Consider the following 15,186-nt stretch of genomic DNA (forward strand, 5'->3'; position numbering starts at 1 on the left):
AGCCGCCCATTGAGGCGGCTATATTTATGCCTATCGAAACGCCAGCAACACGCAGGCGTGATTAACCAACCGGAGGCAATAAATGCACATTATCAATATCGACTGCTTACCTGATACCGCGCAATTAACTATTGCAGAACTTGAGACAAGCCAAGCAAAAGGACGGCGCGGAATCACTCGCTTGAGTAGCAGCCAAATCAGACGACTGGAGGCAGCAGGACAATTCCCGCAATCACGCCAAATCACAGGCACGCGCAGCCGCTTTTATGTAGCAGGAGAAGTGAAGAAATGGCTTACAGAACAGGCAAGCTAATGAAAGGAGAACAGGAGTTTTCGTAACAGTACGCGCCCGCGCGCGCGATTGTAACTCAAGACCTGATTTTTAAAAAATAAGACCGCCTGAACGGACATTCAGACGGTAGAAAGAAGAGTAGATTATGAAACTTGATTGTATCAATAACAAGCCCAAAACGCCAAGCCAAAGAGAGCGCATTTTAGCCCGATTGAGAAAAGGGAGCGTTACATCATGGGAGCTGGCACAGATGGGCATACTTGGCTATAACTCACGCATTATGGAACTTCGCAGAGCGGGGCATGAAATCATAACCGTGATGGAAGAAGTGCAAAACCAATTCGGGGCGACCGTGAAACGCGGGCGGTTTTCTTTGCTGGTGTCGGGAAAGAGTAAGCATAACGCCATCTAACCCCGTAAAAAACCATTTGACAGATTGAGCTTTGAGAAGCAGAATTAAGTTTCTCTCTTAAATTAACTAGCCCAAATCAGCAGGGTAAACGCTGATTTTTTATCGCCATTTTCTCTTATGGCGTTTGAAGCCTATTCACAGGCTTTGGACGGCATATCAAAGTTTATGGCGGTGTGTGGTAACGGCAACGTCCACGCCTGACTAGTTACAGGAGAGAGCACCGCCCCCTTATTTCGGGCATTTCTCAAATCTCAATTTAACTAGGAGCATTTCAAATGCAATCTTGCACTTCTACCCAAATCCAAACCATTCAAAATCAAGCCCAAACGGTAACCATCCCCTTAGAGCTGGCAAACCGCATTATGGACGCGCTGTACTACGGCGGCGAATTTATCGCCAATACGGGCGCAATTATCGACACCATTTGCGACAACATGGCCGCCCATCCCGTCCACAACACCCCCATAAGTGCGATCAGAAGCACGGCACGCCTTGCCACAGTCATTCAAACCCTAGTCCCCCATGCGGAAAACTTGGAATCTTTCGATTTGTCATCCGAGCTTGAGGGATATATTCAAAACCGACCCCATCCCGCGCCCTGACGATTCAGACGGCGGCGGCTACATCTGTAACCAATGCACCCCCAAAGGCGGCAGCGGTTTTGACCTGCTGGCGCTGGTGTTTGGTTACAGCTTTACGGAATCTGTAAATCAGGTTTCCGCCCTGCTGGAGCTTTCAGACGACCTGAAAGAATGGGCTGTTTACAGCGTAACCAAAGCAGATTAAGCCCACCTATTCCCTGAAATTTACCCGCCTTTATGCCGCCTATTTCAGACGGCATAGGGCAAACTTCGCCCTAGTGTTTTCATAACTAATTGATTTTATTAGGTTCATGTTTTGAAACACTGGAGGCAGAGCAAAGGATAAAACCATGAAACAGACCAATAAATCCGACCGTTTCCGCCGGTATCTTAACCGCGCCTTGCTGGTGTTTTGGGTGTTGCTTTTGGCTTTGGTAGTCCGAGCCTGTAACCAGCCCGCCCACGCTGACACGGAGCAACTAGAGCAAGAAACGCCCGCAATATGGGAAACCGACCCAACAGCAGGAATTGTTTTAGAGCCAGTATCAGAGGAGGCAGAGCAATGAAAACCATCACGGAGAAACTGGCAAACCAACTAAACAGCAAAGAAAAGGCAATCGCAGCGGCGGACGTTGTAAGCACTATCTTGCTGATTGTGAATGACGGAGCAAGCCAAAAAGAGGCGATTCATACCGTATCAGCCATAGCCCGCGAATCTATGGACAGATTCGAGGAGGTAGGAAAATGAAACCGACATGCAAAGAAATCAGAGCAGCCGCGCAATACCGCTGGCCGGAAATACACGCGGCATTAGGCATAGACCAGCGATACCTGAAAAACAAACACCAGCCCTGCCCCGCGTGTGGAGGGAAAGACCGTTTCAGATATGACGACAAGGACGGAAACGGCACATTCATTTGCAACCATTACAACAACGGCGCGGGTGATGGTTTCGGCTTGGTAATGCACTTTTTCGGGTGTGATTTTCAGACGGCCTTAAAGCAGGTTGCTGGCATTTTAGACATGGACAATGCAAACCCTTTGCCGATACCGCCCAAACGCCCACAAGCGCAGCCACGCCCCGAAAAAGACCAAATCGAGAAACTGGCCGCATTGTGGAGAAGCACAGAACCTATCCGCCCCGATTCCCCTGTTATCCAGTATTTGAGATCACGCGGTTTGGAGATGGCGCATTTACCCGAAAACGTCCGTTTCCTACCTGAAAAAGACTATTGGACAACAGTCGAAGATAAGCCGCTTTTGCTTGGCCGTTTCCCCTGTATGGTTTGCGCTATCCGCGATATGGACGAAGAGCTACAAGGCTTACACCTAACCTATTTACAGCCTAGCTATGACAAGCCATGCGGGGAGGACGGACTACACGCCCCGCGCTATCAGAAACTGGCAATCAAAGACCCTGTAACAGGCGAAGCATTACCGGCCAAGAAAATGCGAAACCGTAAGCAAGGCAGCATTTCAGGGCAAGCCGTCCACTTGTTCCCGATTCCTGAAAATGGCCGTCTTGTCATTGCAGAGGGAATAGAAACCGCCCTTGCCGCCCGTGAATTGTACAAGGCTTACGATTGGGGCTTATACGCGGCCTTGAGCGCAAACAGCATGGCAAATTTTCAGTTTTTGAACGGTATAAAAGAAATTGCGATTATTGCCGATAACGACACGCCCCGCCCCGTTGGTTACAGAGCTGCTTATGACTTGGCAATGCGAGCCATTAAGCAGGGAATCAAGGCGAGCATATGGCAAAGCAAAACGCCGGGCTATGACGCACTGGACGAACTGAACGAGAAAAAGCAATCAGACAATCATTTCGGAGGACAGACAGCATGAAAAATACCGAAACAGCGAAGCAGGAAAGCCCCAACGACTACAACCTTGAGAATATCGAGCCATTCCGCCCGCGCCCTCACTTTGAAATCGACAATCGGGGCGTATGGTGGGTAAACGTTAGAACCGATAAAGACGGCGATATTATCGAAGCAGAGCCGCTATTGCTTTCCGACCCTATCGACATCATTGGCACAGGGCAAGACAATGACGGCGCGTATTATCGGATTATCAAGTTTAAAGACAAAATCACACGCCAACAAAAGACCGCCGCCATACCACAAGCAGAAATCGGCACAGTCCAAGGCTGGCAGCGTTTGCAGAATTTCGGCCTAGTCATCATGAGCGGGCGGGCAAAAAGGGAAAGACTAGCAGACTATTTGCAGAAAGAGGGAAGCCCGGCGGCCTTTACCATTACCGACCGCGCAGGCTGGCACGAAGACAGCTACATTATGCCCAGTGGGGAAACCATCACAGCGACCGACAAAGACCCCGCCATTATCTACAACGGCGACACCAGCCAAGCAAAGGCATATCAGCCAAACGGAGAGCTTACCGACTGGCAACAAAACATAGCCCGATATGCAGTAGGAAATAGCCGTTTGTGCCTTGCTTTGGGAGCTTCATTTGCCGCCCCGTTGCTTTCCCTATTAAACGAAGAATCGGGGGGCTTCCACTTGATGGGCGATTCTTCAGACGGCAAAACCACAGCCGCAAAAGTAGCCTTGAGCGTATGGGGCAAACCATCAGGAAGCCTGTTGTCTTGGAGCGGTACGAAAATAGGCTTTTCCAACACAGCCGCCGCCCGCAATGATGGCTTGCTGGTGTTGGACGAAATAGGACAGGCAAGCCCGCACGTTATCGGCGATACTGTTTATAGCGTTATGAACGGTATCAACAAAGTGCAAGGCGCAAAACAAGGCGGAAACCGCGCTTTAAGCCGCTGGAAAGTGATGATGTTTTCCACCGGCGAAAAGACCCCCGATTCCATCTTGAAGCACCATAAGGGCGATTGGAACGCAGGACAAGCCGCCCGCCTGCCTAGTATCAGAGCCGCCGCGCAATACGGCATTTATGACACATTGCACGGATTTGAAGATGGCGCATTGTTGAGTGAGCATATCGCCCAATCAGCAGAAAAATATCACGGAACGGCAGGAAGACTATTTATCCGACAGCTTTTAGACAACCTAGAACAAGCCAAACAGCAGGCAACGGAGCGCATGGCCGCATTTATGGCAACCATTCCCGAATTATCAGGGCAGGCGCGAAGAGTAGCAAAACGCTTTGCTATCGCCGCCTCCGCTTTGGAACTTGCCGCCCCTGTTACCGGCTTGCCCGTAGGTGTAGGCATGGCAGGCGTGAAAAAATGCTTTGATGAATGGCTGGAAGCCAACGGAGCAGGAAAACACGAAGACCGCCGAATCATTGAGCAGGCAGAGGATTTTATCGCCCAGCACGCATTAGGCACGCGGTTTATGGAATGGAGCGATAAAAGCACCAATAAAGACCATGCAGGATATAGGAAACAGGAGGGGGAAAAATTGGAATTGTGGGTAATCCGCCGTGTCTTTGCCGATGAAATCGCCCAAAGTTTCGATGAAGCGAAAGTTTGCCGCGTATTAGCAGATAATGGATTGTTGAAATATAACCACAAAAACAGAGGCTACCAACACCAGCGGAAAGGTAACGGCTGGTTTCATGTTTTAGCTACAAATATAGAACTGGACGACTAATCATTTACATGGGGTTAATTCCAAAATCCTAACCAAGCCCGCCGGGATCAACACAGGCGGGCTTTTTTACGTCTAAACATTCAGGCAGACCAACCAAGAAAGCATAAAATTAACAGGAAGCCCCTAAATCTCAAAAATTAGGACTGTTTGACCCTTTCCCTATACCTACCCTACCAAAACAAAGAAACGCGCTTACAGCGCGATTTTAGCCTATTTACGCTATGACCAACAAAGACAGACGAGGGATAAATAATTTCGACACCAATACGCGCGCGCGCGAGAAAAGCAGCCCTTGAATTTTTGGAGCCCATAAAAAGGAAAGAAGACCAAGACACGCGAAAAGATAAAACCATATGCGCGAGGCAAAATCACTTGTTACCTTTGTTACCACAAAATTTAACACTTATAACTATATGAATATAAATATAAAAACACAGAAAAAACGGTAACAAATGAACATAAATTTACTTGTTACCGATTTGTTACCACTTGTTACCCTTTTATATTCAAATGGTTACGCTTAAAAAATAGGAGCGGTAACAAATGGTAACAAGGTTAAAATATGTGTTTTGTTACCATGTAAGCCATGACTGGCAAGGCTTTCAGCCATTGGTAACAAGGTAACAAACGATTTTTGCGTTTTTTTGTATATATACGCTTTTTTTGTTTGGGCGCATGACTGACAGAGCCGATACAAACAAAAGCCGCCCGAGAGACAATATCGGACGACTGGAAGAAGAAAGCAGAGAACACCCCACAAGCGCGGATAATTTCCAGTGTTACAATTCAACCATGTTTACAGCTTGGCAGAAATGCCGCAAAATATTTTTGCCCCTGCCACCCAAACAGCTTAAACTGGCAATCTGACAAGGGGTAAATAGTGCCAAAAAAATGCCCCTACCTTAAAGTTTTGGGGTAACTTTTGGGGTAACTTTTACCGTAAACAAGAACATGATTATATTTAAATCAATGAGTTAATCTCAAAGTACGATTCCCCCCGCCTCCACCAGATTTAAAGCGCAAACTTTTGATATAAAAAGGTTTGCGCTTTTTTATAAACTTAAACAGGCCGTCTGAAACTTTTCAGACGGCCTGTTTTATCTCAACTATCTGAGCGAAAAACTTTTTCTTTCGATACATTCCAAATAGTGCTTTAAAAAATTTTAGCCTTACATTTTTCTATCTGATTTCATATTCATTTTACGATGCGGCCTAACCGTTACACTCAATGGCAGATGATCTGACAAATGCTGCCAGTCTTTACTGTTGTGGATTTCAGAATCGATGACATCAAGATTGCGCGTGTAAATGCGGTCGAGGCTGAGGATAGGCAGGCGCGAAGGGAAGGTTTTGGGGCGTTTACCTGTATTATCGACGAATACTTCGTTCAAATCTAATGCCCTGCCCAGCTCACGCGCTGATTTCTGCCGCCAGTCATTGAAATCGCCGGCAATAATCAAGGGGCTGTCAGGGTTGATATGGCGGTCGACATAGTCGCTGATGGCGCGGTATTGTTTAAGGCGGTCAGGCTCGCGCAGGTTGAGGTGGACGCACAAACACACCAGCGGATCTTCCCAACCTTCAGGCACGACTTCGCAATGCAACAGGCCGCGCTGTTCGAGTTTGTTGACGCTGATGTTGAGGTTGTTTTCCATTTTCAGCGGCAGGCGGCTGAGAATGGCGTTGCCGTGGTGGCGTTTCGGATAGACGGCATTTTTGCCGTAGCTGCGATGATAATCAAGGCTGTCGCCGATGATGTCGTAATGCGGCGCATCGGGAAAGTCGGTACGGCGGCTTCTGTTGAGATGTTGTCCTTGGACTTCTTGTAAAAACAAAACATCCGAACCCAATGCACCCAGCGCGTCAGCCATGCGGTTGACCTGCACTTTGCGGTTGAGCGCAGACATACCTTTGTGCATATTGTAGGAAGTAATGGTAACTGGACGGGGAAACATGATGTGTGATGAAGCGGTTTATTTGTTTCAGTATAGCACCGGAACGTGTGGTTTTACGGCAATTTTGGTTATACTTATTTAAAGAATAAAACGGCGTTTTGACAGGGAGTTTCCCAATCAAAACGCCTTCTGTTTTTCAGACGGCCTCGCGTCCGAATCAGTTGTTGATTACTTCGACATTGGTTTCAAAAGTAACGGTGTGTTGATATTTAGATGCGGTTTTGCGTTTCGGATAAGGATATTTGGAAACGCTTTTCACTGCGCGTTCGTCCATTTCAGGATTGCCGCTGGATTGAATGATATTCACGCGGTCAACATTGCCGGCAGGAGTTGTGAAAACATCCATCAAAACGGTTTTAACGCTGCCGTTTTGCACTTTCATGGCTTCCAGGGTTTCGGTATCGGCGGCTTGTGCGGTACCGAATACAGCAGCAAACAACAGGGCTGAGGCGAGGAGTTTAGGCGTTTTCATGTTTTAGTCCTTATTAGGGTTGTGGTTAGGTTAAATATTTCAGACGGCCTGATTCGTCGTTATTTGAAATTCAAAATCGGCCAACCTTTTGCTTTGGCTTCTTTTTCCAGCTCGGCATCCGGATTGACGGCGACAGGTTCGTCCACGATACGAAGCAACGGCAAATCGTTTTTGGAGTCGCTGTAAAAATAAACCTTACCGTAGCTTTCAAAGGTCTCGCCGCGCTCAGCAAGCCATTGGTTCAATCGGGTAATTTTGCCTTCTTTCAGACTGGGCGTACCGACATAGTTGCCGGTATATCGGCCGTCTTCGCCGGTTTCAAGCTGTGTGCCAATAACATTGTGAATACCGAAAAGATGGCAGATTGGGGTAATGATGAATTCGTTGGTCGAAGAAATAACCAACATTTCGTCGCCCGCCATTTGATGGCTTTGCACCAACATACGCTGCATCGGAGAAATATGCGGAACAATATATTCGGCCATAAACTCGCGATGAAAATCAGCCAATTCTTCCTTGCTGAAACGGGCTAAAGGCGCGAGATGGAATTTGAGGAAGGCATCAATATCAAGACAACCGTTTTGATAGTCTTGGTAGAACTTTTCATTTTGCGCCTCGGTTTCAGCCGCATCGACTATGCCTTTTTTAATCAGGTATTGCGGCCAGGAGTGATCCGAATCGGTATTGATCAAGGTATTGTCGAGGTCGAAAATGGCAAGGTTTTTCATTGGGTTTCCTGTTGTTTTAAAAGCTGGCGCAAAAGCGGCAAAGTAATGCGCTTGCCCATCATGACGGCGTAGTTGTCGAGGGTATCGAGCATTTGCATCAGACTGTCCATATCACGCCGCCAATGGTTCAGCAGGTATTCGAAGATTTCCGGATCGATGGTTACCTGGCGGGCGGCCGCCATGCTGACGAGCGCATCGATTTTTTCCCGGTCGCTCAGCGGTTTGACTTCGTAAACCAAACAATACGCCATGCGTGTGCGCAAGTCTTCGCGGATAACGAGTTGCTGCGGCGTATATTCGGAACTCAAAAGCAAAAAGCCTTTGCTGCTGTTGCGGAAGCGGTTGAAGATGGCAAACAGTAAAGCCTGTTCTTCATTGTTAAGCTTTTCGATTTGGTCAATGGCGAGATATTCCGCATCCAACGCGGCTTCTGTCAGCGGCGTGGCGGCGGCATCAATATAAATAGCATTTCGTCCGGCATCGAGCGCCTGTGCAACCCACGCCCGCAAGAGATGACTTTTGCCTGCGCCCTCTTCGCCCCACACATAGATAAATTGCCCATGTTTGTGCTGCAACACATACACCAGCTCGGCATTTTCTGTTCCCAGAAATTTGTCGAAGCCGGGATAATCATGGCTGGCAAAATCGAAGATGAGCTGGTTCACAAAGGCGCACCGGTTAGGTTGAAATCGGCTTTATTTTACGTTGTTTTGCCGTTCATCATCAAGGATAAAGGCCGTCTGAAGCCTATACCTGCAACATATCTGCACTTCTAAACATATCTTGACGCGCTTACGGCATTGGTTTTATTCCGCTTTGGTTTTACAATGTCGAACTTCTCGCCGAAACATTTGTCTGTTCTTTTTCAGACGGCCTTTTTATTTGGGGAACCTTAGTGATTTCTACCCTTATTGATTTCATCCTCCATATCGACCAACACCTTGTCCACCTCTCCGCCCAATACGGCCCGTGGATTTACGTGATTTTGTTTGTTGTGATTTTCTGCGAAACCGGTTTGGTTGTAACGCCATTTTTACCCGGCGACTCGCTGCTGTTTGCTGCCGGCGGTATTGCGGCCATCGGCGGCATGAACATCCACGTCATGGTATTGCTGCTCTTAGCGGCCGCCATTTTAGGCGATGCGGCCAACTTTATGATTGGCAAGTATTTTGGACAAAAACTGTTTGCCAACCCGGATTCCAAAATTTTCCGTCGTTCATATTTGGAAAAAACCCATGCGTTTTATGAAAAACACGGCGGCAAAACCATCATCATTGCCCGCTTTGTGCCGATTGTGCGGACGTTTGCGCCATTTGTCGCCGGTATGGGCGATATGCACTACGCGACGTTTATCCGTTACAACATTATCGGCGCGGTGTTGTGGGTATTGTCGTTTTCCTATGCAGGCTACTTCTTCGCCAATATCCCCGTCGTCAAAAACAATCTGGGCTTAGTCATGGCGGCAATCATCGTGATTTCGATTTTACCTGCGGTAGTCGAAGTCGTCCGCGCCAAACTTAACGCCAAAAAATAACAATCAATCGAAAAGTTTGAAAGTTTAAACACATCAAGGAATTGTCATGCCGTTGTTGTCTATTGAGTTTGCGGTATTCTTTATCGTATTTTTGCCGCTGTACTGGGCATTTGCACGTTTGCCGCAAGTTCAAAACGTTTTACTTTTGGTTGCCGGACTGGGCTGGCTTTACCGTATCGACCCCATCTTTGCCGCGCTGATTTTGGTTTACTCGTCTGTGGTTTACCTGGTCAGCGTGCTGATGTTTTCTGAAAACGAGCATATCCGCAAATTTTGGCTGGGTTGCGGTATTTTGGCGGCATTGACTGTTTTGTGTTTCTTCAAATACTTCGACTTTTTCCGCCCGATTATTCAGCAATATACAGGACAAAGCGCCGTCATCGACATCCTTTTGCCTCTGGGCTTGTCTTATTACACTTTCCAATCGCTGGCTTACTTGGTGTATTGCTACCGTGAGCCTAAGGGAGAGCGTTTTGAATGGCACGAGCTCCTACTGCATCTGAGCTTCTTCCCCACCATCACATCCGGCCCGATTATCCGTGCAGCCGCTTTTAAAAGCATAGATGGCGAACAAGCAGGCGCATTGGTGCAAATCCGCACCAAACAGGCACGCCAGCTGATTTATCCGGCTTTGGCGGTTGGCCTGATTATGTTGGGCATTGCCAAAAAGTGGTGGCTTGCCGGCGTATTAGCGGAAGGTTGGGTATCGCCTGTTTTTGAAAATCCGGCTCAGTTCGACGGCTGGGGCGTTCTGTCTGCGATTTATGGCTACACCTTCCAACTCTTTTTCGACTTTTCCGGCTACTCAGATTTGGTCATCGGCTTGGCCATGCTGCTCGGCTTCCAACTGCCGAAAAACTTTGCCGCGCCGCTTCGCGCCATCAACATCCGCGACTTCTGGGACAGATGGCATATCAGCCTGTCCACTTGGATTCGCGACTATATCTATATCCCTTTGGGCGGCAGCAAAAAAGGCTTCGGCCGCACCCAGCTCAATCTGATGATTGCTATGTTGCTTTCCGGCATTTGGCATGGCTATGGCTGGAGCTTTTTAATTTGGGGCGCGCTGCACGGTGCGGCTTTAGTATTCCTTAACTGCGGCGATAAAATCGTCGGCCGCAATGCCTTAGGCCGTCTGAAAATCGGCAAACCGCTTGCCTGGCTGTTTACTTTCCATTTCGTTTGTTTCGCTTTTGTCGTGTTCAACAGCGCAACGCTTGCCGATACGGAAATGCTGTTCAGCGCATTATTTGCCAATGACAAAGGTTGGAACGCGCCTCTGCCGACCGACCTCATGTTGCTGGGTGCATTTGCGATGATGCTTTTGCTGTACCCGTATTTGCTTCGCTTATTTGAAGCATCGGTAAAAGGCTTGGACAAACTGCCTGCATGGCTGTGGTTTATCCCCATCACGCTGATCCTCGCCCTGATTATCGTCTTCGCCCCGTCCGGTATTCCCGGCTTTATTTACGCCAACTTCTAAGGAGCAGAACATGAAACGCTTTATCTCCCTGTTTGTTTCGATTCTGCTCAGTGCGGTTGCGCTGACGTGGTTTGCCCAAAACTCCATCAATGCCTATTGGCAGCAAACCTATCATGAAAACAGTCCGCTTGAGCCTTTATCCGAATACGCTTGGTGGCGTATCGGTGCGGATTGGCAACAAAAAGCCTACGAATTTTCAGACGGCCTGAAAGCTTCGCTGGAAGCAGAAGACACTTTGGCTTCGGAAGACTCTGGCATTGAAACAACAAGGTCGTCTGAAAATACGGAAAACATTGAAGTATCCGACAATCAAAAAGACTCTGCTGCTTCCGATGCGGCTAACAATACAGATACCGCAGCCAGCGAGCCAAGCAATCAGGCTGATCAGTCGGCAACACAGGTCGTGTTGAAAAAAGGCAACAAAGTTTTCTTTGCCGGCGACTCACTGATGCAGGGCGTTGCACCTTTCGTACAAAAACACCTCAAGCAAGAATATGGCGTACAATCGGTCAACCTCAGCAAACAAAGTACCGGTTTGTCCTACCCCAATTTCTTCGACTGGCCGAAAACCATCGAACAAACTTTGCAAAAAGAACCCGATATCCGCGTTTTGGTTGTATTCTTAGGCCCCAACGACCCTTGGGATTTCCCGATGGGTAAAAAATACCTGAAATTCGCCTCCCCCGAATGGGAGGCAGAATACCTCAACCGCGTCCGCCGTATTCTTGATGCAGCCTCCACACATGATGTCCAAGTCATTTGGCTGGGCATTCCTTACATGAAAAAAGCCAAGCTCAACGAACAGATGCGCTACCTCGACAAAATCCTGTCGGGTACGGTGTCGCCTCAAGCCATTTGGCTGCCGACTGACAAACTGTTGAGCAATGGCGCAGAAGAATATGCCGACTCTGTCAAAGTAGATGGAAAAATCATCCGTTACCGCAGCAAGGACGGCATTCACTTTTCCGCAGAAGGCCAAAAACTATTGGCCGAAAAAATTATGGAAAAAATTAATTTTACACACGATACACAACCATGAAATTTAATAAAACCTTACTCCTCACACTTCTCGCACTCCCTATTACCGCCTGCGCAACCAATGACGGCCTGTTAAGCAACTACGGCTCCAACCGCCCTGCCTGGCTGAATAAACTGCAACAGCTCAACAATACTTCAGACGGCAAGTTTCGCATCATCCAAGTTGGCGACTCCCACACCGCCGGCGACTATTTCACCGACCGCCTGCGTCGCCGTTTGCAACAACAATGGGGCAACGGCGGCATCGGTTGGGTTTACCCCAACACCGTCAAAGGCCAGCGCATGGCAACCGTCCGTTACAGCGGCAGCGGTTGGAACACCATCAGCAGCCGCAAATCACACAGCGATTTTTCTTTCGGCGGTATTGAAGCACGCGCCGATGGCGGCAGCATTACCTTAAGCGCAGCCGACGGCAGCATGGATATGCAACAAATCTCCATTTTCGGCAAACCGGTTTGGTCAGAGCAAACCCTGACCGTCAACGGCCGCGAAATCCCTGCCACACAAAACGGTTGGCAACTGCTGCGTACCAATGCTTCCCTGCCGATGACCCTCAGCAGCAGCATGCCTTGGCAAATCGGTTTCATTAATATCGAACGCCCCGGACGCGGCGTAACCGTTTCCGCCATGGGCATCAACGGCGCGCAGTTATCCCAATGGTCAAAATGGCGGCCCGGTATGTGGGAAGATTTGGCACAAACCAAAGCCGATTTAATCATCCTTGCCTACGGTACCAATGAAGCCTTTTCCGGCAACCTCGATATTTCCTCTACCGAGCGGACATGGCGCAATTACATCCGTCAAATCAAAAACACCCTGCCTAACGCAGGTATCCTGATCCTCGGCGCTCCGGAATCTTTGAAAACTGCCTACGGCAGCTGCGGCAACCGTCCAGTCTTACTCAGCGAAGTACAACAAATGCAGCAACGCGTTGCCCATGACGAAAAAATCATGTTCTGGTCTTGGCAGGATGCGATGGGCGGGGCATGCAGCATGAAAAACTGGATGGCTCAAGGCTTGGCAGCCAAAGACGGCGTCCACTTCTCTGCACAAGGTTATGAAACTGCAGCCGATAAGCTTGCCGACAGCCTGATCCGCTTTGCTCAATAAATTGGCCAAGGCCTAAGTGTTTTTCATTAACAGCACATAAAAGGCCGTCTGAAATTAATATTTCAGACGGCCTTTTGTTTATCGCTTATTCAGCAAACTGCTTATTTTTTTAAGCCAACATATTGCTGCTCATGCGTTGCGTTTGGTTTTCCGTAAAATGAACCAATCTTGCCTGCCTGTCAAAACCTAATGGCTTGGCGACAAGGCGGTTGGGCAGCTTGTTTAAATGATGGTTGTAGCTTCCGGCTCTGCGGTTGTAAGTGCGGCGTGCCGATGCAACTTCCGCCTCTGCTGCATCCAGCATTTCCATCAAACCGGCCAATTTCTCATCAGGATACTGTTTCAAAAGGCCTTTGACGGCAGTTTGCAATTTTTTCAGCGCATGATTCAATGCTGTTTCGGCTTCGCACAGATGTTTGATCTTGGATTCGGAAAATGTTTTGGCAGTTTGCGCCAATGCGGTTTCGACTTCGGCACACATCTGCTGAACGTTTCGATCCGATGCAATGCCCTGCTCTTGCAGGTGTTTGCTGTATGCATCCAATACATGACGGACGGCCTGATGTCGGCAGTCAAGCGCAATGCGCAAAGAGACAAAGGATTCGCGACAGTCTTTTTTGCGGTCTTTCAACTGTTGTTTGAAATACAATAAGACGGCGGCGATTGATACGAAAATAAGTGCAAGACTGATAATGCCCATAGTGAGTTCCCTAGTTATGATGCCACTCATACCGGTGGCTGATTTTTTACATTGATTATAATCCAATTTTAATATTTTTTCCCAATTTTCATAAAAAAGGCCGTCTAAAATTCAGACGGCCTGAAGTTTATATTTCTATTTCAATGCTTTGACTTGATGTCGATAACCCACACTTCTGATTGCGAACCCAAACGAAGGGGAATGCCCCAGAAGCCGTAGCCCGAAGTGGTGAAAAAATGGCCGTTGCCGATCGCCTCATAACCGTAAGCAAGACGATAAAGCGTACGGACGATAAGGTTGGCAGGTGCAACTTGGCCGTTGTGGACATGGCCGGAGACCTGCACATCAATCGGCAGCCGGGCATGGGTTTCGATTGAAGTAGGACGGTGATCCATCAATAAAACCGGTAATTGGGTATTTTGACCTTCCAAAAGCTGCTCCGCACTGGGACGCTTGCGATCCAAATCATCGCTCCGCCCTACCAGCAACACACCATTCACTTCCAGAACCTGATTGGCCAAAACCGTCAAACCTGCCGCTTCCAATTCATGTTTGATACGCTTCTGATCGCGGAACCAGTCATGATTGCCCAAAGTGGCATAAACGCCCATCGGCGCAGTCAGCTTCTGCAAATGCGGTTTCATGTTTTCTTTAAGGTAGGCATCAACGGTATCGTCCATCAAATCCCCCGGCAGCAACACCATGTCGACTTTTTCCCGCTTCATGATGTCCGTTAGCTTGTCCAATTGACGCGCGCCAAACAAAATCCCCAAGTGCAAATCGCTGGCCACGCCGATACGCAGCGGCTTATCCATTTTCTTATTGATGAATACAGTCTGATGGCGAACAACAGGCGTATAGGCGTTATACATCCCAAAACCGAGCAAACCGGCCACAAACAAAGGCGCAAACAGCCGCAGGCTTCGTGACAGCAGTTGGCGTGCCATAAAACGGCGCAGCAAAAGATACAGGATAAATGTCGCCAGCGCGGCATACATCACAAACAGCAAGATCACCATCCAAAACGCCATCGCGCGGAATATTATATGTCCCAACTCCAGCAGCAAACCGACCAACAAGCCGTTTGTAATGAAATAGGAAATACCCATCAGCCAACGTCTGCCGACTTTGCCAATCCAAGGCGCAAACAACCATTGCAGCGAACGCCCGAGCCCGAATGTAAACACTTGCAACAGAATGACGCTCACAAAAAACATCTTGCCAAACATGCCTTTCCGCCCTAAAAAATCAAAAGGCAGATTTTAGGCCGTCTGAAACTTTCAGTGTATAATCCCCCGCGTAA

Annotated in this window: 18 protein-coding genes; 12 read left to right on the top strand and 6 right to left on the bottom strand. The window is 48.4% G+C overall.

The genetic code is table 11. The features are described 5' to 3' along the window. The first annotated feature begins 82 nt into the window (after positions 1-82). The 8 genes from LPB400_RS08290 (at position 83) to LPB400_RS08325 (ending at position 4,863) form a co-directional block, all read left to right on the top strand. Positions 83-313 carry a helix-turn-helix transcriptional regulator gene (locus LPB400_RS08290; RefSeq protein WP_070459995.1) on the top strand — a complete coding sequence of 77 codons (231 nt, stop codon included), beginning with the start codon at positions 83-85 and terminating at the stop codon, positions 311-313. A 124-nt stretch (positions 314-437) separates the two neighbouring features. After that, entirely contained in the window at positions 438-704 is a 267-nt protein-coding gene (locus LPB400_RS08295) for a helix-turn-helix domain-containing protein (RefSeq protein ID WP_070459993.1), read from the top strand. A 275-nt stretch (positions 705-979) separates the two neighbouring features. After that, complete coding sequence (locus tag LPB400_RS08300) at positions 980-1,306, top strand: hypothetical protein (protein ID WP_070459990.1); 327 nt, start codon at positions 980-982, stop codon at positions 1,304-1,306. Next, the gene (locus LPB400_RS08305; protein ID WP_070459987.1) at positions 1,266-1,490 is read left to right on the top strand and encodes a hypothetical protein; all 225 of its coding nucleotides are present in this window, start codon (positions 1,266-1,268) and stop codon (positions 1,488-1,490) included. The genes LPB400_RS08300 and LPB400_RS08305 overlap by 41 nt, the downstream gene beginning before the upstream one ends. 145 nt (positions 1,491-1,635) lie before the next feature. Beyond that, positions 1,636-1,851 carry a hypothetical protein gene (locus LPB400_RS08310; RefSeq protein WP_049351938.1) on the top strand — a complete coding sequence of 72 codons (216 nt, stop codon included), beginning with the start codon at positions 1,636-1,638 and terminating at the stop codon, positions 1,849-1,851. After that, a complete protein-coding gene (locus LPB400_RS08315; RefSeq protein WP_070459984.1) occupies positions 1,848-2,033 on the top strand; it encodes a polyribonucleotide nucleotidyltransferase in 186 nt (61 codons plus the stop codon). The genes LPB400_RS08310 and LPB400_RS08315 overlap by 4 nt, the downstream gene beginning before the upstream one ends. Continuing rightward, complete coding sequence (locus tag LPB400_RS08320; RefSeq protein ID WP_070459981.1) at positions 2,030-3,130, top strand: DUF7146 domain-containing protein; 1,101 nt, start codon at positions 2,030-2,032, stop codon at positions 3,128-3,130. The genes LPB400_RS08315 and LPB400_RS08320 overlap by 4 nt, the downstream gene beginning before the upstream one ends. Further along, entirely contained in the window at positions 3,127-4,863 is a 1,737-nt protein-coding gene (locus LPB400_RS08325) for a DUF927 domain-containing protein (protein WP_070459978.1), read from the top strand. Before LPB400_RS08320 ends, LPB400_RS08325 begins: the two co-directional genes overlap by 4 nt. A 1,169-nt stretch (positions 4,864-6,032) precedes the next feature. Here the strand turns inward: LPB400_RS08325 and LPB400_RS08330 are convergent. From LPB400_RS08330 to hda, 4 genes are all read right to left on the bottom strand, one after another. Next, positions 6,033-6,818 (bottom strand): endonuclease/exonuclease/phosphatase family protein, encoded by a 786-nt coding sequence (locus tag LPB400_RS08330; protein WP_219088700.1) that lies wholly within the window; start codon positions 6,816-6,818, stop codon positions 6,033-6,035. A 157-nt stretch (positions 6,819-6,975) separates the two neighbouring features. Then, the gene (locus LPB400_RS08335; protein WP_107697111.1) at positions 6,976-7,290 is read right to left on the bottom strand and encodes an energy transducer TonB; all 315 of its coding nucleotides are present in this window, start codon (positions 7,288-7,290) and stop codon (positions 6,976-6,978) included. A gap of 59 nt (positions 7,291-7,349) precedes the next feature. Next, on the bottom strand, positions 7,350-8,018 hold the full coding sequence (locus tag LPB400_RS08340) for an HAD family hydrolase (protein WP_101755574.1): 669 nt from the start codon (positions 8,016-8,018) through the stop codon (positions 7,350-7,352). Further along, the gene (hda, locus tag LPB400_RS08345) at positions 8,015-8,683 is read right to left on the bottom strand and encodes a DnaA regulatory inactivator Hda (RefSeq protein ID WP_219088702.1); all 669 of its coding nucleotides are present in this window, start codon (positions 8,681-8,683) and stop codon (positions 8,015-8,017) included. The genes LPB400_RS08340 and hda overlap by 4 nt, the downstream gene beginning before the upstream one ends. A 230-nt stretch (positions 8,684-8,913) precedes the next feature. Here hda and LPB400_RS08350 point away from each other — a divergent pair, with 230 nt between their 5' ends. The 4 genes from LPB400_RS08350 to LPB400_RS08365 are packed head-to-tail and all read left to right on the top strand — an operon-like array spanning position 8,914 to position 13,183. Further along, on the top strand, positions 8,914-9,552 hold the full coding sequence (locus tag LPB400_RS08350; protein WP_219088704.1) for a DedA family protein: 639 nt from the start codon (positions 8,914-8,916) through the stop codon (positions 9,550-9,552). Positions 9,553-9,598: 46 nt separating this feature from the next. After that, on the top strand, positions 9,599-11,035 hold the full coding sequence (locus LPB400_RS08355) for an MBOAT family O-acyltransferase (protein ID WP_070459961.1): 1,437 nt from the start codon (positions 9,599-9,601) through the stop codon (positions 11,033-11,035). Between the two features lie 10 nt (positions 11,036-11,045). Beyond that, a complete protein-coding gene (gene patB / locus LPB400_RS08360; RefSeq protein ID WP_070459958.1) occupies positions 11,046-12,074 on the top strand; it encodes a peptidoglycan O-acetyltransferase PatB in 1,029 nt (342 codons plus the stop codon). Next, positions 12,071-13,183, top strand: a complete 1,113-nt coding sequence (locus LPB400_RS08365; protein ID WP_107810595.1) for an SGNH/GDSL hydrolase family protein — start codon at positions 12,071-12,073, stop codon at positions 13,181-13,183. Before patB ends, LPB400_RS08365 begins: the two co-directional genes overlap by 4 nt. A gap of 109 nt (positions 13,184-13,292) precedes the next feature. Here LPB400_RS08365 and LPB400_RS08370 read toward each other — a convergent pair whose 3' ends face one another. Both LPB400_RS08370 and LPB400_RS08375 read right to left on the bottom strand, forming a co-directional pair. Beyond that, the gene (locus LPB400_RS08370) at positions 13,293-13,883 is read right to left on the bottom strand and encodes a LemA family protein (protein WP_070459952.1); all 591 of its coding nucleotides are present in this window, start codon (positions 13,881-13,883) and stop codon (positions 13,293-13,295) included. A 140-nt stretch (positions 13,884-14,023) separates the two neighbouring features. Then, the gene (locus LPB400_RS08375) at positions 14,024-15,112 is read right to left on the bottom strand and encodes a metallophosphoesterase (protein ID WP_070459949.1); all 1,089 of its coding nucleotides are present in this window, start codon (positions 15,110-15,112) and stop codon (positions 14,024-14,026) included. Between the last annotated feature and the right edge of the window lie 74 nt (positions 15,113-15,186).

This window comes from Neisseria perflava (assembly GCF_019334725.1).
Lineage (GTDB): Bacteria > Pseudomonadota > Gammaproteobacteria > Burkholderiales > Neisseriaceae > Neisseria > Neisseria subflava_A.